Below are 24,098 nucleotides of genomic sequence, written 5' to 3'. Positions count from 1 at the left end.
GTTTTACTCCTCGGCCAATGCACAATCCATCACCATTTCCTGGCTCAGGTTTTGATTGTCTAATAGGCCTTTTAATTTACCTTCGTGCATCACCAAGACTCGGTCACTGATCCCTAATACTTCGGGTAATTCTGAAGACACCATAATGATGCTAATTCCTTGTTTAACAAGCTGAAAAATAAGTTTATAGATCTCATATTTAGCCCCCACATCGATCCCTCGTGTTGGTTCATCGAGAATTAAAATACGCGGTTTTAGTAGCAGAAACTTCGCCAAAATTGCTTTTTGCTGATTACCGCCACTAAGGCTTTTAATCGCCAAGTCGGCAGAAGCGGTTTTGACTTTGAGTCGTGCGATGGATTGGTCTATTGAGGCCTGTTCCGCCGATTCGTTTAAGGCTTGAGCGGGGCCAGTAAACATATTTAATCCTGCCAAGGTAATGTTATGGCCAACGCCCATGATCGGAACAATCCCGTGACGCTTGCGATCTTCAGGTACCATGGCAATGCCATATTTGAGAGCATCCCGATTATGACGGATCTTAATTGGCTGACCGTCTAGTTCGATCGGACATTGATAAATGCCCGCATAGGAACCAAACAAGCATTGCATCAGTTCGGTGCGGCCCGACCCCACTAAACCGGCGACCGCTAATATTTCGCCCTTATGTAGGCTAAAATTGACTTGGTCCACTTGCTTTAAGGGCGAGCCTTTGGTGAGCTTGGCATTCACTGGCCCAACTTTTAATACCACGTCACCGATCGGATGTTCTTCCCGAGGGAACAGTTGTTTGAGTTCGCGGCCAACCATCATGCTGATAATATCGTCGGTGCTCATTTGTTTGGCTGACTGAGTCCCAATATGCTCACCATCGCGAATAATGCAGATGCGGTCAGAGATTTCTTTGACTTCGGTGAGCTTGTGAGAAATATACACACAGCTAACGCCTTCACTGCGCAGCTGTTTGACGATGTCTAACAGTATCCGAGTTTCCGACTCGGTGAGTGGGGCGCTGGGTTCATCTAAGACCAAAACTTCGGCTTGTTTGGATAAGGCCTTGGCTATTTCCACTAGTTGTTGCTGGCCGACGCCTAACTCGCGGATCGGTGTATCCGGCGAAATATCTAAGTTCACCCGTTGCAACAGGGCTTTGGTTTGCTGAAACATTGCGCTGTGATCCAGCACGCCATAATGGCTGAGCTCGGCGCCCAGAAAAATGTTCTCCAAGATCGATAGTTCTTTCACCAAGGTGAGTTCTTGGTGAATAATCGCAATGCCTTTTTCCTCACTATCTCTGACATTGTGTGAAATTAAGGGTTGGCCTTTGTAATGGATTTGACCTTGATAAGATCCGTAGGGGTGCACCCCGGTGAGCACCTTCATTAAGGTTGATTTACCCGAACCGTTTTCGCCGCAAAGTGATACCACCTCACCGCGCTCAAGATTAAAATTGACTCCATTTAAGGCCACCACGCCGGAAAATTTCTTAACAATGTTAGACATTGTTAATAAGCTGGTTTGACTCATAAGTGCTCCTCAAAAGGCGGGGAAGGCCCCGCCTTTCAATACCGCTGGATGATCAGAAGGTTATTGGTAAACGTCTGCTTTGGTGTGGAAACCATCGGCAAGAATCGTGCTGTCGATGTTGTCTTTGTCTACGGGGATCGGAGTTAACAAGTAAGCGGGCACATCTTTGGTGCCGTTGTTTAAGCTCGAGTTGGCTTTGGGCATTTTGCCTTCGCCCATTTCAACCGCTAATTCGGCTGCGGTGGTGGCTAATAGCTTAATGGGTTTGTAAATCGTCATGGTTTGCGTGCCAGCAAGGACCCGACGAGTTGCTGCTAAGTCGGCATCTTGACCGGAAATAAAGACTTTTCCGGCTAAACCTTGCGCTTCAAGCGCTTGAATTGCACCACCAGCGGTGGAGTCGTTGGAGGCAACAACAACATCGATATTGTTGTTATTGGCGGTGAGTGCATTTTCCATGATTTTTAATGCGTTTTCAGCGAGCCAGCCATCGACCCATTGATCGCCAACCACTTTAATATCGCCTTTGTCGATCAGCGGTTGCAGGATATTCATTTGTCCTTGGCGGAATAATTTCGCGTTGTTGTCGACAGGTGAGCCTCCCATCAAAAAGAAGTTGCCATTGGCTTTATGTTGGATCAACGCTTTGGCCTGTAATTCACCTACTTTTTCATTGTCAAAAGATAGATAAAAATCGATGTCTGCATTATTGATTAAGCGGTCATAGGCGAGCACTTTAATGCCCTCAGATTTTGCTTCAGCGATAACATTCGACAAAACCTTGCCGTTGTAAGGGATAATTACTAATACATCGACACCGCGAGAAATCATGTTTTCAATTTGAGATATTTGTGCAGTCTCGTTGCTATTTGAAGACTGTACGAATACTTTGGCACCAAGCGCCTCAGCTTTCTCAACAAAAAAATCGCGGTCTTTCTGCCAGCGCTCTAGACGTAAATCATCGATGGCTAAACCGATTTTTACGGTTTTGGCAAAGGCTGGTGTGGATAGGGCTAATACGGCTGTACAGATTAACATGATCAGCTTTTTCATATATGGCTCCTTGCTTGATAGCTTGTTTTATTATGTTTTTATTTAGGGCGATTGTGCCTGGCGAGAATTACATCGTTCGGCCAATCTGCTCTAGTTGTAGGGTGTAGAGGTCATCCCAATAAGGCACTCCTCAGCAATCAGCCTAAGTCGATATTGGTAAACAACCAATGACGCTTTTTTGTACGCTTATGACGTTTATTCACAAACGTAGTGAGAGTGTGACAAGGCTCTAGAAAACGCTTTTTAAGTGATGAGCGATGCTTGAATGAGATCTGGGGTTTCATCGAAAACGCGGCAAGATGCTATGAATTGGCTGCTCAAAAGTTGAGCTGGCGGTGCCGTTATTGATTTATTTAGGGTCACCGCTGAGCGAATTAGTGGTTATTTTGAAGTTGTTGGATCAGCTCAAGTTGAATGGTTTGGTCGCTAAATGCTTTAAGTGTGTCCAGTCCTGGCGCTTGCTCGGGAGTAAAGTCTTTCGCCATGTTCTGGATCCATTGTAAACCTATTTCACTTTCGTAGGCTGAGCTGAGTACACAGCTAACCTGGTCGGCATGCGCTTGATCAATTAAGCTGGTACAGCGATGCCATGTTCCGATTAGACTCGGCTTGAGTACTAAGCTGCGTAAACCGTCGAAGTAGTGGTAGCGATAACTGCTATCTTGTAGGGTTTCATCTAGAGCTATTCCGACTTGGGTTCGCTTGGCGAGCATCGCGCACTGTTGGCTGTTGACAAGCGGTTCTTCGATGTAATCAATACGATTTAAATCGATATTTTCTAATACATAAATTGCTTGGTTCCAGAGCCAACTTTGATTGGCATCTAAACGTAAACGCAGTTGAGGATAATGTTGTTGCAATTGGGTAATTAGCTCTAGATCACTTTTAGGGGAGTTACGAGCCACTTTGAGTTTGGCTAAAGTTGCATGACTCTGGTCTAAGGTTTGCTGGCACTGGGCGAAGTCACCGTCTAATAGGGGGTACGCGACCTTGATCGGTACTTCTGGGGGCATACCCGCGACACAGCAGTCGATGGCAAAGGCGACACTGGGATAGAACTTGCGAATACTATGGCCCTGTAAATAATCCAGTAGTTGTTGCTCTGCTTGGTCGAGCGTTTCTTCGCTAAAGCCCGGCAGCGGGGCAACTTCCCCACGACCTCTTCGTCCATCGTTAAAACAGACGTCCAGATAGAGACCTTGCCGTTGGCTGATTTGCTGTGGACCAAGGTTAATTGGGTGACGAAGTTGCAGAGTATAGCGAGAGATCTTTGCGCTTTGCCAATTACAGAGCATACCGAGTTCCTTATTCGCAGGCGGGATGAAAGACATTTTCATCCCTTAAATTAATCACAGCAAGTTAACTTACTAATATTAGATGATTAATTTGTTATTTGCCTAAGGGTTCCTTTTAAATTTATTGAATTCCGGAGGGCGCTTCTCGTTAAAGGCGTTGCGTCCTTCTTGGCCTTCTTCGGTCATATAAAATAGCATGGTGGCATTACCCGCGAGCTCTTGCAGGCCTGCTTGTCCATCACAGTCGGCATTCAATGCGGCTTTCAGGCAACGTAGCGCCATTGGGCTGTTTTGCAGCATTTCACGACACCACTGTACGGTTTCGGCTTCCAATTGAGCGTAGGGCACCACGGTGTTGACCAAGCCCATGTCGAGCGCCTCTTGGGCATCATACATTCGACAGAGAAACCAAATTTCGCGGGCTTTTTTCTGACCGACGATGCGTGCCATGTAGCTGGCTCCCCAGCCACCATCGAAGGAGCCAACTTTAGGCCCAGTTTGGCCAAACTTAGCATTATCGGCGGCAATGGTTAGGTCGCACATCATGTGTAAGACATGACCGCCACCAACAGCATAACCAGCTACCATCGCGACCACGGGCTTGGGACAGGTCCGAATTTGTCGTTGAAAATCGAGAACATTCAGATGATGAGTGCCCTGATCGTCTTGATAACCGCCATAATCCCCCCGTACCGATTGGTCACCACCAGAGCAGAAGGCGAGCTCTCCTTCACCAGTTAAAATAATCACCCCGACTTCAGGATCAATTCGCGCATCGTGCAAAGCATGCATCATCTCTTGCACCGTTAACGGTCGAAAAGCATTGCGAACCTGCGGACGATTAATGGTGATTTTGGCGATACCGTATTTCGATTTATGGTAGTAAATATCTTGGTAGTCATGGTTGACGTTTTGCCAATTTACTGGGGTGCGTTCAATTGTAGTCATGTTTTTCTCTTATATATTTTTAAGACACTGAGTGAGTTGTTGGGAAAACAGCGCCGGTTGTTCAAAGTGGCAATTGTGCCCAGCATTGGCAATGTGATGCCAATGCTGTTGCGGATAATCTTGCTGTAGCTGCTTGGCTAGGCGCTGGTAGTTATGGTCTAAACTTCCGCCGATAAAATCGAGCGGCATTTTTAAGCGTCTTAGCTGCTTTGAGAGGTCATCTTGTAAACCTAAACTACAGGCGGTTAAGGTTGCAGCTAGGCCTTGACGATCTTGGTGGCTGCGTTTTCGTATCAGTTGCTGGCGTTGTAAGCTCGATAAATTGCTAAACACCGCCTGTTGATACCAATCGTTTAATAGCTCTTCCAGCGGCTCGTTTAAGCAACGGTCGGCCCAACGGTGATCCTGTACTAAACGTTGTTGGCGAGCTTGAGCGTCGCATAAACCTGGGTGAGCCGATTCAATAATCAGCTGCTGCAAGCCTTTGGGAGCGAGTAGTGCGTGATGTAAAGCTAAGCGGCCTCCGAGGCTGTAACCGAGTAATCGGTATTGGCGTACTTTCAGGCGTTTGAGGCAGGCGCTCAAGCGATGACTAAAGTCTTTGAATGCTGCGCGCGGTTTCAACCGTTGCTGCCCGCTCAAACCATGACCAGGAATGTCGATGGCGACGCAGTAATAATCAGCGCTTAATTCGGCGATGACTGCCTGCCAGTCGCTGCCATTCCCCAAGAAACCATGTAACAGCACCAAGCAGGGATGTTGACTTTGTCCATAAACACTAAAGTGCATGCTGTTGACTGACCTCGCTGAGTAAGGCCTGATAACGCCGACTGGCATCACCGGCGGAAAAACAAACCTCAATCAAACTCGCGCCTTGATGTTGCTGTGCTTGCTTAAAGGCTTGCTCGAATTGCTGCTTGCTCGAGACTCTGTGGAAGGGCAAGTTAAATAACTGCGCGGCTGCGGCGAAGTTGGTTTGTTGGGGCAATTGGTAATAGTCCTCGGCCAGTTGCTGGTGCTGCTCGGGCTCACCCAGTTCAGGCAGTAAACTAAAGATCTCGCCGCCTTGATTATTCAATAAGATGATCACTAGCTTATGTTGGTTGCGACTCGCCAGCGCCAGTGAATTCAAGTCATGCAGTAGCGAGGTATCGCCAATCACTAAGCTGGTTGATCCAGCCAAAGCCTGACTAATTCCGACACTGGTTGCCAGCAGACCGTCGATGCCCGAGGCTCCGCGGTTGGCAAAATAATTTGTGGCAGCGCAGCTCTGGCCTAAGAGTTCGAAGGTCCGTATCACCATACTATTGCCCATAAAGAGGGTTGAGCCAGGTGCTTGTAAGGCGCTGATTTGAGCACTGATCGATAGCTCTGAATAGTCTTGCAGATGCTGCTGCACGATGGGTTGAATTTGTTGCTGTGCCTGGAGCCATCGCTCTAAGTAAGCGCCACTACTTGGCTGCTTCGCCAGATGGCTCTTGAGCCAAGTAGTGGGCTGGCACTGCCAGCGAATTTGTTGTTGATGCTTGGGATTTAGTCTCTGCTGTGCGGGATCAATTAGCCACTGCTGTGTCGAGATCTTGGCCAACCATTGGCTGAGACGTTTGGCGACCAGATGCGCGCCAAACTGGATCACTAAATCCGGTTGATTAGCCGTGGCAAAGTGCTGGTTGGCCAGTAATAAGTCTGCTTGAGTGATGACTTTGCTATCGACTACTTGCCAATGGCTCTGACAATCGACTACCACTGGCCAATGGTGTTGCTCAGCCCAAGCGATAATCGCCTGAGTCTGTTCGGGCAGTTGTTTACCAACTACCACTAACACTTTGCTGTTGCGATCCAAGCTTGACCAAGCCGCCGAGCAAGTGGGGCTCTGAGGGCTGATGACTACTTGGTAATAGGGTTGGTCACTGTCGTGCCAAACGGCTAAGTCAACTAGGTGGCTGGATAAATCTTGTCGCGCCTGCTGTGGGTAAAAGGGTTCTCGATAGGGGCAATTAAGATGTACCGGGCCAGCGGTTTGTTGTTGCATGGCCAAGGCCTGACCTAGTTCCGTGAGCATGCTACTGGGTGACATGGCGAGGTTGGGTTCGGCTAAACTGGCTTGGTAAATCGGGTAGTCGGAAAAAATCCTACGCTGATCAATGGCTTGATTGGCTCCCACCGCAAGCAACTCTTGGGGGCGGTCGGCACTGAGGATCAATAGTGGCACGCCGGTTTGCCGTGCTTCAATTACCGCCGGATATAAGTTTGCGACGGCAGTACCAGAGGTGGTGATAATTGCCACCGTTTGTCGGCTAGCCTTGGCTAGACCGAGGGCGAAAAAGCCAAGACCACGTTCGTCAAAGTGAACCAGACTTTGGCAGCCAGGGTGATTAGCGACGGCCAAGGTTAAGGGGGTAGAGCGAGAGCCCGGCGCGATACAAAACTGGCGAATACCATGGCGCAGACAGTCTTCAATCAACAGTTCCGCCCAAGCGATATTAATATTTTTGGGGTTACTTTTGTTCAAGGGCGTCCTCATCGACTAATTGTAATACGGTGGCGATTTTGTGGTTGAGTTCTTGCCATTCTAGCTCAGGATCTGAGCCGGCGAGGATCCCCGCGCCAGCAAAAATAGTCAGTTGTTGAGCACCGACCAAGGCGCTACGGATCGCGACCGAAAACTCACTTTGCGCGCCACTAAACCAGCCGACGGCACCGGCATACCAGCCGCGAGCGTATCCTTCATGCTTTAAGATATATTGGATCGCCGAACTGCGCGGTAGACCGCCGACGGCGGGGGTTGGATGCAAGGCATGTAACAGAGTACTATCATCCAAATCGGGACTGATTTGAGCAATGATCCGTCGCTTTAGATGTTGCACCTGAGCTAGCTTGACGAGCTCTGGCTCGGCCAAGGTTTGTACATGTAAGCTGAGTTCGCCGAGACGACAGCTTAAGTCATCGGCCACCAATTGATTTTCTCGTTGGTTTTTTGCGTCATCTAATAAGGCCTGTCCAAGTTGTAAATCTTGTTCTGGAGTTGCGCCTCTTGGGGCAGTTCCGGCTAGGGCTTCACTGGTCAGCTGGCTTCCTTCCCGTGAATACAGGCGCTCGGGGCTACAGCCAACAAAGCAGTGAAAGCCATCAAACTGAAATAAGAAGCTATAGCACTGAGGCTCTTTTTGTTGCCATTGTTGCAACAGTGAAAAAGCATTAATATCAGCACTTAAGCTCAGACTTGTCTGCCTAGATAAGACCACTTTTGCAGTATGCTGCTGAAATTCACTGCTGGTGACCTGTGTCACCAGTTGCTGCCATTGGGCTTGACTGGGCTGGTCGTGACGACTTAGCACTGTGAGCTGGTTTGGTTCGATGGTTTGAGTGGCTTGGAGCGATGAAAAAGCTTGTTCGATCCGTTGATATTCTAAGTCGATTTGTTGTTCAAAATTGGCATTAATGAGGAATTGAAAATCTTCGCCATTGCCTCGGATCTCAAAGCGCGGCAAAATAAAACGCTGTTGTGGGAAACTGGGCCACGATGCGGCTTGTTCCGCAAAGGCAATACCACCATAGAATCGCAGTTGATTGTTTTGGGCGTTGAGTTGTTCACACTGAGCTTGTAGTTGTTCCTGACCAATCAGTGATTTTGCGGCACCGACAAAAGCCACTTGTTGCTGATGTTTATCCCGCCAGTAGCCACGAGTATGTTGTTGCTGTTGATTTAACCAGGCTAATAAATCTAATTTAGGCAAGCGGATGCAGGCTTGCTGAAAACCATGCTGTGGCGCCTTTTTTAGTTGCTGCATCAGCAGTTTAAATTGATTATAAGAGAGCTGCACCTTTACGATTCCTGCTATCGACGACCGTCTCAATGTAGCGGTTTTTTTTATAACATCATAGTCAGATTTGGTTCTGCTTTGATGCTGAGCAATAATAGGCGCCGAGTTGTTATTTTTATGTTGAGTATTACTGTGAAATCCTGGTTGCATGCTGCCCGCTTGCGAACGCTGCCTTTGGCGAGCTCGTCGGTTCTTTTAGGTTCTTGTCTGGCGCTGAAACAGCAGCAGTTTAGTTGGCCAGTATTTGTACTGTCGTTATTGACGGCGGTGTTGTTACAAATTTTATCCAATTTAGCCAATGACTATGGTGATGCGCTGAAGGGCCTCGATGATGAGACCCGGGTGGGACCGACGCGGGCGATTCAGGCTGGTTTGCTGAGCGCACCGCAAATGTTGCGGGCGATAGTGCTAATGGCCTTGTTATCGGTGGCGAGTGGTTTGCTGCTGTTGTGGGTGAGCATCGGCGATTATTGGCTGGCCTGGCTTGGTTTCATTGGTCTGGGGGCTCTGGCGATTGTTGCCGCTATTGCCTACACCATGGGAGAGAAACCCTACGGTTATCGCGGTTTGGGCGATCTCAGTGTGTTTGTGTTCTTTGGTCTGCTAGGGGTGGTGGGCAGTCATTATTTACATACTCAGCAGCTCGATCCTGCAGTATGGTTGGTAGGGGCCGGGAGTGGTTTACTGGCGACGGCGGTGCTTAATATCAATAATATTCGCGATTTTAAACCCGATTTGTCGGCTGGAAAGCTGACTCTGGCGGTGCGTCTTGGGGAGCGCCGAGCGCGCTATTATCATCTGTTATTAATATTGGTCGCTTTGGGACTGTTCGCCAGCTACCTATTGCTGAATGCTGCCAGCAGTTTTGCTTGGTTGTACCTGTTGGCCGCGCTCGCCTTGCTCAAGGTGAGTGCTACGGTGTTTTGTCAGTACCAACACCAAGTTTTAGATCAACAACTGCAAGCGACGGCGAAATGGAGTTTCTTGTTGAGTGTCCTGTTTAGTCTCGGTCTGCAATTTCAGCTTTAGTCCATCAGTTGTGGTTGTCATCTTTCTCAACCTTACTTGGCGGGTATTGAGCGGTGTTGCTCAGTTTGGTTTTTGATCTGCCGCTTGTGATTTGTATTTATCAGCCCTATACTCGGCTCTCTTGTCGGAGTGCCGAAAGGCTGAGACCACGGGTAGTATTGCTACTGTTGTGTGGGATCCGTATGACCTGATCAGGATAATGCCTGCGCAGGGAACAAGATGAGTAAGTTTTTTGTGAAAGTGCCAATGGACCGTTGCGACGGCGTATATTGCGCCCTTAGCTTTGCTTACTTTTCCTACATCCGACAAGCCTCATTGTTAATAACTTTATTGAGAGGCAAGTCATGTCAAGACGCGAAACCAGAGCCGCTGCAGAGCAATATATTAATAATCTGCAGGGTCAAGCTTTTCCAAATTCAGAAAAAATATATATTCAAGGTAGTCGTGACGATATTCAAGTTGCGATGCGCCAAATTAACTTAGCCGATAGCCTCGTGGGCGGTAGTAAAGAAAATCCGAAGTTTGCCGCCAATGAACCGGTTCGGGTCTATGATACCTCAGGAATTTATAGTGACCAACAAGCCGATTTGGATGTGCGTAAGGGCTTGCCCCAACAGCGTCAGGCTTGGATCGAAGAGCGCGGCGATACCGAGGCTTTAGCCGGACACAGCTCAAACTTTTCTCAGCAACGTTTGGCCGATGAAGGTCTCGATCATATTCGTTTCGACAGCCTGCCAACACCACGAAAAGCCAAGCCTGGTAAACGAGTGACTCAATTACACTATGCTCGCCAAGGTATTATCACCCCGGAAATGGAATATATCGCGATCCGCGAAAACATGGGACGGGACAAGATCCGTGAAGATTTACTGGCCGAACAACAAGCGGGCCATTCCTTTGGTGCTTCCTTGCCGGCGCATATTACTGGTGAGTTTGTTCGCGATGAGGTCGCGCGAGGTCGGGCGATTATTCCTGCCAATATTAACCATGCCGAAACCGAGCCGATGATCATTGGTCGTAATTTCTTGGTCAAAGTGAACGCCAATATTGGGAATTCGGCGGTGACCTCTTCGATAGAAGAAGAAGTTGAGAAGTTAGTTTGGGCGACCCGTTGGGGTGCCGATACGGTGATGGACTTGTCGACTGGCCGTTATATTCACGAGACCCGTGAATGGGTGATCCGTAACTCGCCTGTGCCGATCGGCACCGTGCCGATTTATCAAGCTCTGGAAAAGGTAAATGGAGTGGCTGAAGATCTCAACTGGGAAGTCTTTCGCGACACTTTGATCGAGCAGGCAGAACAGGGCGTGGACTACTTCACTATTCATGCTGGCGTATTGCTGCGTTATGTGCCAATGACCGCCAAGCGGATTACTGGCATCGTTTCGCGTGGCGGCTCGATCATGGCCAAGTGGTGTCTGGCCCACCATCAGGAGAGTTTCCTTTACGAGCGTTTTCGCGACATCTGTGAAATTTGTGCCGCCTATGATGTGTCGTTGTCATTGGGGGATGGAATGCGTCCGGGCTCGATTGCCGATGCCAACGACGAGGCGCAGTTTGCCGAATTGGAAACCCTTGGCGAGTTGGCCAAAGTTGCCTGGGAATACGATGTACAGGTGATTATCGAAGGCCCGGGCCACGTCCCGATGCAGCTGATCAAAGAGAATATGGAGAAGCAGCTCGAAGTTTGTGACGAGGCCCCATTTTATACTTTAGGACCGCTAATTACCGATATTTCTCCGGGGTACGACCACTTTTCTTCGGGCATTGGCGCGGCGATGATTGGTTGGTTTGGCTGCGCCATGTTGTGTTATGTGACGCCCAAAGAGCATCTGGGTCTACCCAACAAAGATGACGTAAAACAGGGCATGATTACCTATAAAATCGCCGCTCACGCCGCCGATTTGGCCAAAGGTCATGCTGGCGCGCAAATTCGAGATAACGCCATGAGTCGAGCGCGTTTTGAATTCCGCTGGGAAGATCAATTCAATCTTGCTTTAGATCCCGATACTGCCCGTGCCTACCATGATGAGGCGCTGCCTCAAGAATCTGCCAAGGTGGCGCACTTCTGTTCGATGTGTGGCCCGAAATTTTGTTCAATGAAGATCTCTCAAGAGGTGCGAGATTATGCCAATGACTTAGAGATTAAGTTGTTAGATGAACCGCTTGCCGATCTTGGATATCAGCCTGCCGCAGTGGTTGAAGGGATGGCGGAAAAGTCTGCTGAGTTTCGTAGTAAGGGGGCCGAAATTTACCACTCTCCGTTAACTGCCGAGACTAGCCATGAAGCCTAGCGCTTGCCTTGACGCGGCCTTACGCCCACAAGTTTGGACGATCGCGGGGAGTGACAGCTGTGCAGGAGCGGGTTTGCAGGCCGATTTACTGAGCGCCCATGATTTGGGCGTTGAGTGTGCCACTGCGGTGACCGCGTTGACTGCGCAAAATATTCGCGGAGTGAGCGCCATGGAGACGGTCACGGGCGCGATGTTGGCCGCGCAGTTGGATGCTTTGGCTGCAACGAATCCGGCCAAGGTGATTAAAATTGGCATGTTAGGCTGCGCCGAGTTAGTGACTTTGGTGGCAGATAAGTTAGCCAGCTATAAGGCGACTTGGTCGGAACCACCGCTGGTGGTGTACGACCCTGTACTGGTTGCGAGTTCTGGAGCGAAGCTGGCGGCTGACGATCTGCTAGCGGCTTTACCCAAGCTATTGGCTCAAGTTGATGTGCTCACGCCCAATGCCAGTGAGTTAGCCAGTTTGACGGGCATTGGGCTCAGCAGTCCCGTTGCCGTGAAACAAGCCTGCGCAGCGTTGCTAGCCAAGGGCGTCAAAGCCGTGTGGGCTAAGGGGGGACACTTAGATTTCACGCCCGGACAAGCGGTGGATTTTTATTGTGATGGGCTGCGCGAGATATTGCTCTCCAGTCCGTTACTGGAAGCCTCGCATACCCACGGCACTGGTTGTACTCTGGCCTCCGCCCTGGCGGCTGGTTTAGCGCTCGATTTTGCCATGGAAGATGCACTGGTGCTGGCTAAAGCTTATGTCTATCAGGGACTTTCGCAGCAGCAGGGTTGTGGCAATCTGGCGCACTTGGGCTGGCCCAGTCAGCGGCAATATTTTCCACGGGTTGAGTCGGCACAAACGCCGCTAGGAAAGCTGTTTGGCCTCAGCGAAAGTTGGCCAGAGCAGCAGTCCTTCGCGAGCTGTGATAGCTATCAACTTGGCGTTTACCCAGTGGTGGATAGCGTGGCATGGATAGAGCGTCTATTAGCGATGGGGGTGAAAACCCTACAGCTGCGGATCAAAGATAAAAGTAATGCGGAAGTGGAAAGCGATGTGCGTCAAGCCATCCAACTGGGTCGTCAATATCAGGCGCGTTTGTTTATTAATGACTACTGGCAATTGGCGCTAAAACATGGTGCCTATGGGGTGCATTTGGGGCAAGAAGATCTGGCCTTGGCCGATTTACCACAAATTGCCGCTGCTGGTTTGCGTTTAGGCATTAGCACCCATGGCTATTACGAATTATTACGTGCCAGTCAGCTAGGCCCTAGTTATATTGCACTGGGTCATATTTTTCCCACGACTACTAAGGATATGCCGTCCAAGCCGCAAGGTTTGGCGAAATTAAGTCGTTACGCGAGCTTAATGAGCGATTACCCCTTAGTCGCGATTGGCGGCATCGATTTGCCGCGAGCCAAGCAGGTGTGGCAGTGTGGCGTGGGCAGTGTGGCGGTGGTCCGAGCGATTACCGAGGCAGCCGATCCCGCGAATGCGCTGGCCGAGCTCGAAGCGATTGTCAGTCAATCAACTGAAATGAGCAGATAGGAGTCAACATGAACTTCAACCAATTAACGGACCAAGAATACCAACGCTATAGTCGCCACCTATTACTCAAAGAGGTGGGTGAAGCCGGGCAATTAAAGCTCAAGCAGGCTCAGGTATTGTTGATTGGGGTGGGAGGCTTGGGCGCGCCGGCGAGTATGTACTTAGCCGCAGCAGGTGTAGGGAAATTGGTTTTAGCCGATTTTGACCAGCTCGATAGCAGCAATTTACAGCGCCAGGTGCTATACACCGAAGCGGATATTGGCAGTGCCAAAGTCACTGCCGCGAAACAGCGCCTGCAGCAGCTTAACAGTCAGATCCAAGTGCGAACCGTGAATCGCAAGATGGATGATTTGTTACTGGCGATGGAGGTGGCGCAAGCCGATGTGGTGCTGGATTGCAGCGATAACATCAGCACCCGTTATGCGGTGAATCAGGCCTGTGTAAAAGCCAAAGTGCCTTTGGTGAGTGGTGCAGCAGTCGCCTTTGACGGGCAGTTGATGGTGTTTGATTTTCGCCGTTCAGCTCAGGGCTGTTATCACTGCTTATTTCCGAATGCCAGTGAGCAGCAACTTAATTGCAGTAATGCCGGGGTCCTTGGGCCAGTGGTGGGCACCATCGGTAGCCTGCAAGCCTTGGAAACCATTAAGTTGCTGGTGGGCCTTGCTTCCGCTCAGCTTGGGCGCTTCTCCAGCTTCGATGCGCACAGCCTCGAGTGGTTTCATTTAAGCATACAGGCCGATCCGGCCTGTCCGGTATGCGCTGAAGGGTGAAAAATAATGTACATAACAATTGAGTTGAATGGCTTGAGTACCGCGCTAGTTGAGCCCTTGAACATTACTCAGTTACTAGAGCAACAGCAGCAATCGTTGAATGGGGTTGCGGTGGTCGTCGATGGTCGGATTGTGCCGCGAACTCATTGGCCGGTAACCCAGCTGGTGAATGGCACGAAGGTGCGAATTTTTCGGGCGATTGCCGGTGGATAAATTAAGGAGTTCCTGTGTTACAGATTGCAGATAAGAGTTTTACCAGTCGTTTATTTACCGGGACCGGCAAATTTGCCAGTGCGGAGTTAATGACTGCCAGTATTCAAGCCAGTGCTAGTCAGCTGGTGACCATGGCGATGAAACGGATTGATGCCAGCGATCAACAGGATGATATTTTAGCTCCCTTACTCAAAGCGGGGGTGCAGCTGCTGCCCAATACCTCTGGGGCACGCAACGCTGAGGAGGCAGTTTTTGCCGCTCATCTGGCGCGTGAGGCGTTGGCAACCAATTGGTTGAAGCTGGAAATTCATCCCGATCCGAAATATCTCATGCCGGATCCTATCGAAACGCTTGCCGCCGCCGAAACCCTGGTGCAACAAGGTTTTGTGGTGCTGCCTTATGTGCATGCAGATCCGGTGTTGTGTAAACGATTGGAAGATGTGGGTTGTGCTGCGGTGATGCCGCTGGGCGCTCCAATTGGTACTAATAAAGGCCTGCGCAGTCGCGATTTCTTAGAAATTATTATTGAGCAAGCCAGCGTGCCGGTGGTGGTGGATGCGGGCATTGGAGCCCCCTCCGATGCGGCGTTGGCGATGGAGTTGGGCGCCGATGCGGTATTGGTCAACACCGCGATGGCCGTGGCCAGAGATCCGGTGGCGATGGCCCAAGCTTTTGCGATGGCCGTTGAAGCGGGGCGCAATGCTTATCTTGCTGGTTTAGGTCGCGAATTACGCCATGCGGAAGCATCGAGTCCTTTAACGGCGTTTTTAGATAATTTATAGGAGGGCAAGCGAATGAGTTTTGCCGAGCACTTAGCGACTTATGATCACGCAGCAGTACATTTGTCGATTTACAGTAAAACCACTGTTGATGTCGAGCGAGCACTGGCCAAAGATAAGTTAGATTTGGACGATTTTCAGGCGCTCATTTCGCCCGCAGCCGAAGCCTATTTGGAACCGATGGCCCAGCGCAGCATGCGTTTAACTCAGCAGCGTTTTGGTAAGACACAGCAGTTTTACATACCTTTATATCTGAGCAATATGTGCAGTAATGTTTGTCAATATTGCGGTTTCTCGATGGGTAATAAGATCCGTCGCCTCACCTTAGATATGGCACAAATCGATGCAGAATTAGATGCCATTAAAGCCCTTGGTTTTGACCACATCTTGTTAGTGACTGGTGAGTCGGAACGCAAGGTCGGCATGGCCTACTTTCGTCAAGTGATGCCCTTAATTAAGGCGCGGTTCTCACATGTGTCGATGGAAGTTCAACCCTTGGATGAAGCGGACTACCGAGAGCTGATTCCACTCGGTTTAGATGCGGTGATGGTTTATCAAGAAACTTATAATCGGCAGCGTTATGCCGAGGTGCATCCCAAGGGACGGAAGCGTGATTTTGATTATCGTTTAGCTACCCCTGAACGTCTCGGTGCCGCCGGGGTTCGTAAGATTGGTATAGGGGCTTTAATTGGTCTGGATCAATGGCGTAACGATTGTTTTTACGCGGCTGCGCATTTGCAGTATTTAGAGCGTCGCTATTGGCAGAGTAAGTTTTCTATTTCCTTTCCGCGCTTGCGGCCCTGTGAAGGCGGTTTTCAGCCGGTATCGGTGATGACGGACAAGCAGTTAGTTCAGTTGATTTGCGCCTATCGTTTGTTTAATCCCGATGTGGAGTTGTCGTTATCAACTCGTGAGTCAGAACATTTTCGTAATCATGCGATTCCCCTGGGGATCACCACCATGAGTGCCTTTTCCAGCACCCAGCCGGGCGGTTATGCTAAAACTAGTCAGACAGCGCTGGAGCAGTTTGAAATTAGCGATGAGCGCCGACCTGAAGTAGTTGCCGCAGCGGTGCAAAAAGCTGGTTATCAAGTGGTATGGAAGGATTGGGATCGGGTGCTCGGTTAAACGAATTTGAGGATTATCGAATGGCAGCAGGTTTCGACCTGAGCGAGCATCAGCTAAACTACAGTAAATTTATGGGGAAGCTGAGTCTGTCGTGATCAGACAAGGCTGATGGTAGAGCTCCCCTGCGACCAAGTAGGAGAAAGTTAGGTGTTGAAGAAGATATTGTTCGCGATGGTGTTTACGCTGGCTTCCGCCAGCAGCTGTTGGGCCGAGAAAGCAACGGTGGGAGCCTTAGAATATATTCGTGTCGTGGAAGCTGATCTTCGTTATTTAACCCGGATTGATACCGGCGCGGCCAGCACCTCATTGCATGCCGACCATATACGGGTTATCGATGGTAATAATATTCTGCCAGCGGATTACTCAGAAGCCGAGCAAAAATCGCTGGTGAAACCTAAAATGCGTGCCAACATTGGTAAGTATCTGGAATTCACCACCATTAATGAGCAGGGTGAGCAGCATCAGGGCAAGGCACGGATCAGCGATGTGGTGGCGGTACGTAATTCTCAAGGCTTAGAGATCCGTTATAAAGTGGCGCTGGCCATTGAATGGCAGGGCCAACAGAAAACAGTTGATGTTAACTTACGCGATCGCAGCAAAATGGACTATAAGTTGCTGATCGGCAGGGATTGGCTGGAAGGTGATTATCTGGTGGATGTTGAGCGAAATAAACAGCTGCCTTAAACTCTTTGGCTAGAGCTTAAGTTGGGATACTAGAGCCGTTTGCCCTTACTGCTCAGGTTTGAGCTCGGGATCCCGCAGTCAGCTTAGTGATACCAATACTTAGCTGTTAGAGCGTTTGATGAAGCCGTATAAAGCGTGCGAAACGTGGCTTACCATGACTGCTCAAACCGTTGTAGCGGTATTCAATCAGACTACCAAGCGGCGGTGGTGAAACTCGGAGCTGATCTGTTAAGCCGCTGCCTATTTTGAATCGTTGTCCTTGTCGATCTTGTACCACTAAGGCACCCAGCATACCTTGATACTTACCTTTTCCAGCGCTATAAGCCACAACTTCGGCTTCTCCGTCTTGGTAAGCTTTATATTTGATTAAGGCGTGACTACGGGTCGCCAGATAAAACGAGTTTGGATCGCGTAACATTAAGCCTTCGCCGCCTTCGGCGCTGATTTTTTGTAGCTCTTGCGCTAATTGAGTTCGGCCGGGATAGTTATGATATTCAGGTATTCGAATAAAATTAGCCTGCTTGGCTAAGCCTTGTAGTTGTTGATAGCGGCTTCGATAGTTACCCGGATGATGGGGAAGGTCAAAGACCATAAACTGTACCTTTTGCCATTGCTCGAACTTGCTCTGCTGTCGATGTATTAAGCCCACCAATTCGCTAAACTTGCCCCGACCAAGCCATAGTTCGCCATCTAGTGCAAAGGCCGGGAGTTGCTGTTGTAACTCGTGAGGGATGGAAATGGTTCGGCCACTGCGGCTCAGTAATTGCTGTCCGTTCCAATAGGCCCGAACGCCGTCATATTTTTCACAAACCCAGTAGCGTTCGAGTTGCAAGCCTTGCTGGTATTCGCTGGCTAATACCAAAGGCGGCGGCGGGGCGGCGTAGACCTCATGCTCAACACTATTGAATAACAGTAGACTTAGGCTTAAGGTCTTATTAAATGAGGCATTCATAAATCACCATTAATGATATAAATATTATTAATGATAGTGCAAATCGGCCCAAGGTCGAATCAATCGTCAAGGAGAGTGCAAATGAGTCAAGTTCATCAGGGAAGTTGTCATTGTGGCGCGGTAACATTTTCATTAAAGTCCAGCCTAGTGCCGGCGGTGCGCTGTAATTGTAGCCTATGCCAGCGCAAGGGAATTATGATGGTCACCGCCGAAGATGATAGCTTTGAGCTACTCACTGGCCAGGATGCGTTGACCTTGTATCAGTGGAACAGTCATGTGGCCAAGCATTATTTTTGTAAACATTGTGGTATTTATACCTTCCATCGTCCGCGAAGCGCGCCTGAATTGACTCGGGTAAACGCTGGTTGTTTGGAGGGGCTTGATCCTTTGACGATGGAATATCAAGTTGTGAATGGGGCAGCGCTATCGCTGGAGTCTTAATCAGATGCAAATCATGATAGCGAGTCTGGGTTGACGGTGTTATCCACGACGGCTGTTTGAGTTACAAAAACCGACGCTCAAGCGTCGGTTTTATGGCTTGCTGAAACTTTATCCTTATCTGCTGAAGATGTGTTTATTGATGATGTTTTCCAATTGTTCTTGGCGACCCGAGACATGAGTTGGCTGGATGTTGTCACTCAGCGCTTGTTTGGCTAAGGACTCAAGACTGTAGTCTCCGGTCATAATCGCTTTGCCAAGATCACCACTCCAACCCGCGTAACGTTCGGCCACTATTTTGTTGAGTTCTTGGCTTTCCAGTAAACTGGCGGCTTTTTTCAGGGCGAGGGCGCAAGTATCCATGGCTCCAATGTGACCGTGGAAGTAATCCGCCTTGGCGATGCTTTGACGACGCAATTTGGTATCAAACATCAAACCTCCGGTAGAGAACCCTCCTGATTTTAAGATATCGTGCATCACCGGTGTCCATTCTTCCACACTATTGGGGAATTGGTCGGTATCCCAACCCAGTTGCGGGTCACCGCGGTTCGCATCAATCGAACCAAATAAGCCCAGTGAGATCGCGGTGGCGATTTCGTGATGGAAGGAGTGCCCCGCCAAAGTTGCGTGATTTACTTCAATATTTACTTTGACTTCATTTTCTAAGCCAAATTGCTTGAGAAAGCCATAGACAGTGGCGGTGTCGTAGTCGTACTGATGTTTGGTGGGTTCAGCAGGTTTAGGCTCGATCAATAAGGTGCCGTTAAAGCCGATTTTGTGTTTATGTTCTACCACCATTTGGAAGAAACGACCCAATTGCTCACGCTCTTGGCGTAAATCGGTATTGAGTAAGGTTTCGTAACCTTCTCGACCTCCCCACAATACATAGTTTTCACCGCCCAGCATTTTGGTGGCGTTCATCGCGCTAAATACTTGGGTCGCCGCATAGGCAAATACTTCGGGATTGGGATTTGAAGCTGCGCCTGACATGAAACGTGGATGAGAGAATACGTTGGCGGTACCCCAGAGTAACTTCATCCCCGTTTGTTGTTGCTTCTCGGCAAGCACGTCCATCATCACCTTCATGTTCTCGCTATATTCTTTGAGCGAGTTGCCTTGCGGCGCAACGTCGATGTCATGGAAGGAATAGTAAGGAATGGTTAATTTTGTAAATAGTTCGAAGGCGACGTCGGCTTTCACTTTGGCCATTTCTAAGGCGTTGCCTGCTTGCTGCCAAGGGCGATCAAAGGTACCTGAACCAAATATGTCAGAGCCATCCCAGCAGAGATTGTGCCAATAGCAGGCACCAAAGCGCAGATGTTCTGCCATGGTCTTACCTAAGATCAGCTGATTGGCGTCATAGTGACGAAAGGCTAAAGGGTCATTAGATTCTGGTCCTTGGAAAGTGATTTTTTCAATTTGATCAAAATACTGAGCCATGGCATTACTCCTTAAGAAAGCATATTTATCGAAGAATTAGTGTCCGTTGGGCTTGAGCGAGTCAATGGGTTGCATTGCCAAAGCGTCACAGTGCCAATCTTCCGATCCTAAGTTCATTGTTAGTCTGCTTCTGGGATGACTCAATTACGAAAAATGCGGACGATTTTCAGCAATTTGCTTTTCGTGCGCTAAATCTCGTTTTAAAAAGGTATTTTTTAGGTTTTTTAACAAAATAGTCGATAAGTGGCTAGCAATAATAAATTTCATAACAGCGGTTTGCCATTTCCTTGGGCATTCAAGACCACGTTGAGACGCTGATGTGAGTAAAGTGAGATAAAAAGTGGAGGGAAACATTCGGCCAAGCTTGGCTCAAGGCTTTGGATAATTTAGAAATCCACAACCCAGAGCTCTCGGCGCGCTCTGGGTTGCGTTGTGATTAACGATGTATATAGGGTAGGGCCGACATCGCCCCTTTTTCGCCAACCGCCAAACCGCCACTTTTATTACCACGGGCCAAGGCCTCGAGTAATAAGGCTTGGTCTTGCCATTGGCTAAACTGGCTCAAGTAAGCCAAGACCCCTCCTACAAAAGCATCACCAGCGCCGGTGGTATCCACCACCTTGGCTACGGGCTCGGCAAGGACTCGCTGGATTTTCCCCGCATAGACTAATTCACTCCCTAATTCGCCTAGCGATAAGATAAAAGGAACCTGAAGTTGCGCTTGTAAATACTCGACCGCTTGCTCAATTTGTTCACAATTGCTAAGCCATAATGCTTCTTCTTCGGAAAATTTAACTAAATCGCACAAGGGTAAAAATGCTTCAATCTGCTGACGCATTTGCTCGGGGCTAGACCATAACATAGGTCGTAAATTGAGGTCGAAGAATACCCAACCACCAGCAGTGCGGCAGCGTTTAGCCGCTTCGATGGCGGTTTCGCGACAGCGCGCTGCGGCAAGGGCGATGGAACTTAATTGCAACCATTGTTCTGTTTGGAAGGCGGGGAGCTGCTCAGTGCTTAAAAACTGATCGGCACTGGGTTGTACCAGAAAGGTAAATTCACGCTCTCCACTGGCATCTAAAGAGACTAATACGGTAGAGGTTCGCTGCTGTTGATCGAAGCTTAAACTACTGATATCAACGCCTTCGTCTGCCAGAGTGGCGCTGACCATCTTGCCCATGGGGTCGTTACCCACTCGGCCAATGAAACCACTATTGATGCCGAGGCGTGCCAAGGCGACAGCGACATTGGCAGGCGCACCACCGGGGCACATTTTGAGTAGACCATTGTCTTCTGGGAGCAGGTCGATAACGGCATCGCCCAAATTCCATACTTGTACTTTATGCATCTAGATCCTCCTCGATCCAGCTATTGCTCAGCTGAGTCAGCTGAAGCTTGGCTTGCCCACTTTCCAACTTGAATTGCCCTGTGTGCCAGGCTTGCTGAGGAAATAGTCGGCCCGATAACACGGCTTCGCCATCATTGACAAATAGTTCAAAGCTGGAGCTGTCGATAAATAATTGTAGCTGCCTTAAGTTGCCATTACGACTTTGATAAGTTCGCTTGGTATCACTGTTGAGCGGACCGAGTTCGCCTCGCTCAACCACGAGTGTTCCTTTGCTCCAATGGAGGCTGAAACTATCGTCCGCACTGGGTAGACTGAGTTGAAAAGCGCTGCACTCGGTGAATTCAATGTCTAGCATACAGCTTCTGCTGAAACCCTTAAGTTGATGCTCTCCACTGCCATAAGAGTCGCCTTGTTGAGCTTGGGCGAGCGCCTTGAACGCTGGGATGGGGCGCTGCCGTAAGCAGCCGTTTTCCCAACTTAGGCTACGAGGTAAGCCGAGCATTTGTGTCCAATTGTGGCGAACGCTTGGGTGCTCACCATCATCGGGTAGCCCAAGCCAACCGATTAACAGGGTGGTGCCTTGATGTTGCAGGGTTTGCGGCGCATAAAATTCGAAACCATGATCGAGTAAATTAAATTCACTGTTGATGGTCAGTTCTGCCGGGCCAGCGCTCATGTCAACGGTGAAGTAACCACTCAGATTGGTGGTGGTGTATTCGGCTTGATCAAGTTCGATGCCCTGCGGGCAGGCCAATAATAACCATTGTTGGTCGAGCTCAAATAAATCAGGACATTCCCACATATAGGCTTGCTGTGGGCGACCGAGATTAATTTCTTGGCTGATGAAGCGACGTTCAAGCCATTGCTCTTGTTGCTGCTGTAGTAGACAGATTCCACCCCGTTGACCCAGCGTTTGAGCTCCCAGAATGAGCCAAGATTGATCTTGCCAAGATAAATACTTCGGGTCACGGACGTGGCCAGTGTAATTTCTGAGTGCTTCGATATTCATCGGCCCCAGTTTTTCAACATGCCCATCAGGATGCAGCACCGCTTTACATTGGTAACTGAGGCGTTGCTCACCTTGGCGGACATTGCCAGTGTAATAAAGGTTAAGGATCTCGCCCTCACTCACTGCTGTGCCGGAATAGCAGCCATTTTTGTCGAACCAATCCGTAGGGGCTAAAGCGGCTGGATGTGCTTGCCAATGTATCAGGTCGCTGCTGCTGAAGTGGCCCCAGTGTTTGTTTTTATGTTCGCAGCCAAAGGGGTTCCATTGGTAAAACAGTTGAAAGCGTCCTTGATGGAAGCTAAAGCCATTGGGATCGTTAATCAAGCCCGTTTTGGCGGCGATATGGTAGTAAGGACGCCAAGGATCTGCGGTAAATTGTTTCGTCGTCCATCCACATGATTTTGGCATGCTTACTCCAAGTAATTTGATAATGCTGATTCGATAATATTCATTCTATGAATGAAGAGCGTAAAACCGCAAACGGTTCCACGTTTGTTATGCTTTATACGTGATCGAAATCACGTAAATAGGCCATTAATCTCTATTTTTGTTAGATTTTGCTCACATATAGCGAGATTGTTACTTGTATGTATCAGTTTTGCATCTATTCTTATTTCGAACCAAATGGAACCGATTTCAGTTTGGTTTAACTCCGAAAAATATAATGGTTCAACTACGGAATATAAAAATGGAAGGAATAACCATGAATAAATTCGCTGCACTTACTATTACAACTGCACTCGCAGCCGCCAGCCAAGCACAGGCTGCGGTGACTATCGAAGGTGAGCAAGGCAAGCTGACTATCGGTGGTGACGTCGAATTCAACGTCAACTATGTCGACAATGATGTGAATACTACCTCTGATGATAAATCTTGGGATCAGGACGGTCGTTTCTTGATTTCATTTTTGGGCGAGCGTCAGCAAGGCGATTATATGATCCGCGCCTTAGCACAACCAACCTACGGCACCGATGGTGGCGTGAGCACCGATGATGTTTGGTTTGAAGTTGCTAAGAATGACAGTTGGACCCTACGTCTCGGTCGTTATGAAGCTTATGACATGAACCCTCTGGGTCAAGATGTATTTGTGAATCACTCGGGTGATACTGCTGACGGTCAATTCAAAGATGATGGCGTATATATTTACCGGATGTTAGAAGCTCGCGGTCGTTCTGGCAGTGCTGGCCAAGCGATGTACAACCAGACATTTGGTAACGTTTATGTAGAAGTTTCGACTCTCTTTGGTGATAACAGTGGTTTCTTCGAGAGTAATAAATACCATGGCGTTGAGTTAACGAAGAAGAACAATAAAAATGTCTTTATCGTTCGTCCAGTGGTGGCCTACCAGCAGGGCGCCTTTAAAGTGGCCGCAGCCCTGGAAACCAACTTGGTTAGCGACTCAACTCTAGATGCCAATGGTAACGATGTATCCGAGCGTACCGGTTATGGCTTAACCGCTGGCTATAATCAAGATGGTCTGGCGGTGAACTTAAATGTTGCCAGAATGGATGCTTTAGATGAAACGGATACCACCTATGGTGCGAATGTGCTTTGGCATAAGTTCGGTCTAGGTTATATCCATGGTATCAACGATGTGTCAAACGTTACTCTTAAAGGTACTGACAATTCAGGCGTTACCGCTTATAAGAAAAAAGTTAGCACTATCTATAGCTCGTATCAGTTTGATAACGTGGTTGTCCCAGAGTTCTCGATTTATCTTGGCGCTTATATAAGTAAACTCGATAATCCGAAAACAACTGAAGATGATAATAACTTCGGTGGCCGAGTACGCTTTAAATACTTGTTTTAATTTGAACTAAACTGCAAACGGTT

21 protein-coding genes and 1 riboswitch are annotated in these 24,098 nt (G+C 48.9%); of the genes, 10 read left to right on the top strand and 11 right to left on the bottom strand.

What is annotated here, in order from left to right:
* Nucleotides 1-3: 3 nt before the first annotated feature.
* From ACRRSX_RS21585 to ACRRSX_RS21555, 7 genes are all read right to left on the bottom strand, one after another.
* Entirely contained in the window at nt 4-1,527 is a 1,524-nt protein-coding gene (locus ACRRSX_RS21585) for a xylose ABC transporter ATP-binding protein (protein ID WP_432455539.1), read from the bottom strand.
* Nucleotides 1,528-1,587: 60 nt separating this feature from the next.
* The gene (gene xylF / locus ACRRSX_RS21580) at nt 1,588-2,580 is read right to left on the bottom strand and encodes a D-xylose ABC transporter substrate-binding protein (protein ID WP_432455540.1); all 993 of its coding nucleotides are present in this window, start codon (nt 2,578-2,580) and stop codon (nt 1,588-1,590) included.
* Nucleotides 2,581-2,954: 374 nt separating this feature from the next.
* Nucleotides 2,955-3,911: an o-succinylbenzoate synthase gene (gene menC, locus ACRRSX_RS21575; RefSeq protein ID WP_432455541.1), complete on the bottom strand. Its 957-nt coding sequence runs from the start codon at nt 3,909-3,911 to the stop codon at nt 2,955-2,957.
* Between the two features lie 66 nt (nt 3,912-3,977).
* Nucleotides 3,978-4,823: a 1,4-dihydroxy-2-naphthoyl-CoA synthase gene (menB, locus tag ACRRSX_RS21570; protein ID WP_432455542.1), complete on the bottom strand. Its 846-nt coding sequence runs from the start codon at nt 4,821-4,823 to the stop codon at nt 3,978-3,980.
* Between the two features lie 9 nt (nt 4,824-4,832).
* Nucleotides 4,833-5,612 carry a 2-succinyl-6-hydroxy-2,4-cyclohexadiene-1-carboxylate synthase gene (gene menH, locus ACRRSX_RS21565; RefSeq protein WP_432455543.1) on the bottom strand — a complete coding sequence of 260 codons (780 nt, stop codon included), beginning with the start codon at nt 5,610-5,612 and terminating at the stop codon, nt 4,833-4,835.
* Nucleotides 5,602-7,335 (bottom strand): 2-succinyl-5-enolpyruvyl-6-hydroxy-3-cyclohexene-1-carboxylic-acid synthase, encoded by a 1,734-nt coding sequence (gene menD / locus ACRRSX_RS21560; protein ID WP_432455544.1) that lies wholly within the window; start codon nt 7,333-7,335, stop codon nt 5,602-5,604. Before menD ends, menH begins: the two co-directional genes overlap by 11 nt.
* Complete coding sequence (locus ACRRSX_RS21555; protein ID WP_432455545.1) at nt 7,322-8,647, bottom strand: isochorismate synthase; 1,326 nt, start codon at nt 8,645-8,647, stop codon at nt 7,322-7,324. The genes menD and ACRRSX_RS21555 overlap by 14 nt, the downstream gene beginning before the upstream one ends.
* 117 nt (nt 8,648-8,764) lie before the next feature.
* On the opposite strand from ACRRSX_RS21555, the gene ACRRSX_RS21550 reads away from it, so the two are divergent.
* The 8 genes from ACRRSX_RS21550 (at nt 8,765) to ACRRSX_RS21515 (ending at nt 17,078) form a co-directional block, all read left to right on the top strand.
* Nucleotides 8,765-9,676 (top strand): 1,4-dihydroxy-2-naphthoate polyprenyltransferase, encoded by a 912-nt coding sequence (locus ACRRSX_RS21550; RefSeq protein WP_432455546.1) that lies wholly within the window; start codon nt 8,765-8,767, stop codon nt 9,674-9,676.
* 115 nt (nt 9,677-9,791) lie between these two features.
* Nucleotides 9,792-9,907: riboswitch (TPP riboswitch) on the top strand.
* Between the two features lie 113 nt (nt 9,908-10,020).
* Nucleotides 10,021-11,970 (top strand): phosphomethylpyrimidine synthase ThiC, encoded by a 1,950-nt coding sequence (thiC, locus tag ACRRSX_RS21545; RefSeq protein ID WP_432455547.1) that lies wholly within the window; start codon nt 10,021-10,023, stop codon nt 11,968-11,970.
* Nucleotides 11,960-13,504 carry a thiamine phosphate synthase gene (thiE, locus tag ACRRSX_RS21540; RefSeq protein ID WP_432455548.1) on the top strand — a complete coding sequence of 515 codons (1,545 nt, stop codon included), beginning with the start codon at nt 11,960-11,962 and terminating at the stop codon, nt 13,502-13,504. Before thiC ends, thiE begins: the two co-directional genes overlap by 11 nt.
* 8 nt (nt 13,505-13,512) lie before the next feature.
* A complete protein-coding gene (locus tag ACRRSX_RS21535; protein WP_432455549.1) occupies nt 13,513-14,274 on the top strand; it encodes a HesA/MoeB/ThiF family protein in 762 nt (253 codons plus the stop codon).
* A gap of 6 nt (nt 14,275-14,280) precedes the next feature.
* On the top strand, nt 14,281-14,487 hold the full coding sequence (gene thiS, locus ACRRSX_RS21530) for a sulfur carrier protein ThiS (protein ID WP_432455550.1): 207 nt from the start codon (nt 14,281-14,283) through the stop codon (nt 14,485-14,487).
* Nucleotides 14,488-14,501: 14 nt separating this feature from the next.
* Nucleotides 14,502-15,269, top strand: coding sequence for a thiazole synthase (locus ACRRSX_RS21525; protein ID WP_432455551.1), 768 nt, complete (start codon nt 14,502-14,504; stop codon nt 15,267-15,269).
* A 12-nt stretch (nt 15,270-15,281) separates the two neighbouring features.
* The gene (thiH, locus tag ACRRSX_RS21520) at nt 15,282-16,394 is read left to right on the top strand and encodes a 2-iminoacetate synthase ThiH (protein WP_432455552.1); all 1,113 of its coding nucleotides are present in this window, start codon (nt 15,282-15,284) and stop codon (nt 16,392-16,394) included.
* Between the two features lie 147 nt (nt 16,395-16,541).
* Nucleotides 16,542-17,078, top strand: coding sequence for an ATP-dependent zinc protease family protein (locus ACRRSX_RS21515; RefSeq protein ID WP_432455553.1), 537 nt, complete (start codon nt 16,542-16,544; stop codon nt 17,076-17,078).
* Between the two features lie 106 nt (nt 17,079-17,184).
* On the opposite strand, the gene ACRRSX_RS21510 is transcribed toward ACRRSX_RS21515, so the two are convergent.
* Nucleotides 17,185-18,030, bottom strand: a complete 846-nt coding sequence (locus ACRRSX_RS21510; RefSeq protein WP_432455554.1) for a DNA ligase — start codon at nt 18,028-18,030, stop codon at nt 17,185-17,187.
* 81 nt (nt 18,031-18,111) lie between these two features.
* Between ACRRSX_RS21510 and ACRRSX_RS21505 the strand changes: the two genes are divergently transcribed.
* On the top strand, nt 18,112-18,471 hold the full coding sequence (locus ACRRSX_RS21505) for a GFA family protein (RefSeq protein ID WP_432455555.1): 360 nt from the start codon (nt 18,112-18,114) through the stop codon (nt 18,469-18,471).
* Nucleotides 18,472-18,585: 114 nt separating this feature from the next.
* Here ACRRSX_RS21505 and xylA read toward each other — a convergent pair whose 3' ends face one another.
* From xylA to ACRRSX_RS21490, 3 genes are all read right to left on the bottom strand, one after another.
* On the bottom strand, nt 18,586-19,908 hold the full coding sequence (xylA, locus tag ACRRSX_RS21500) for a xylose isomerase (RefSeq protein WP_432455556.1): 1,323 nt from the start codon (nt 19,906-19,908) through the stop codon (nt 18,586-18,588).
* A 436-nt stretch (nt 19,909-20,344) separates the two neighbouring features.
* Complete coding sequence (locus ACRRSX_RS21495; protein ID WP_432455557.1) at nt 20,345-21,256, bottom strand: aminoimidazole riboside kinase; 912 nt, start codon at nt 21,254-21,256, stop codon at nt 20,345-20,347.
* Complete coding sequence (locus ACRRSX_RS21490) at nt 21,249-22,673, bottom strand: sucrose-6-phosphate hydrolase (protein ID WP_432455558.1); 1,425 nt, start codon at nt 22,671-22,673, stop codon at nt 21,249-21,251. The genes ACRRSX_RS21495 and ACRRSX_RS21490 overlap by 8 nt, the downstream gene beginning before the upstream one ends.
* A 295-nt stretch (nt 22,674-22,968) precedes the next feature.
* Here ACRRSX_RS21490 and ACRRSX_RS21485 point away from each other — a divergent pair, with 295 nt between their 5' ends.
* Entirely contained in the window at nt 22,969-24,075 is a 1,107-nt protein-coding gene (locus ACRRSX_RS21485) for a carbohydrate porin (protein WP_432455559.1), read from the top strand.
* The last annotated feature ends 23 nt before the right edge of the window (nt 24,076-24,098 follow it).

Source organism: Agarivorans sp. QJM3NY_30 (genome assembly GCF_050870855.2).
GTDB lineage: Bacteria > Pseudomonadota > Gammaproteobacteria > Enterobacterales > Celerinatantimonadaceae > Agarivorans.
Note: the sequence above shows the minus strand (reverse complement) of the source record. Positions and strands in the feature narration are given on the sequence as shown.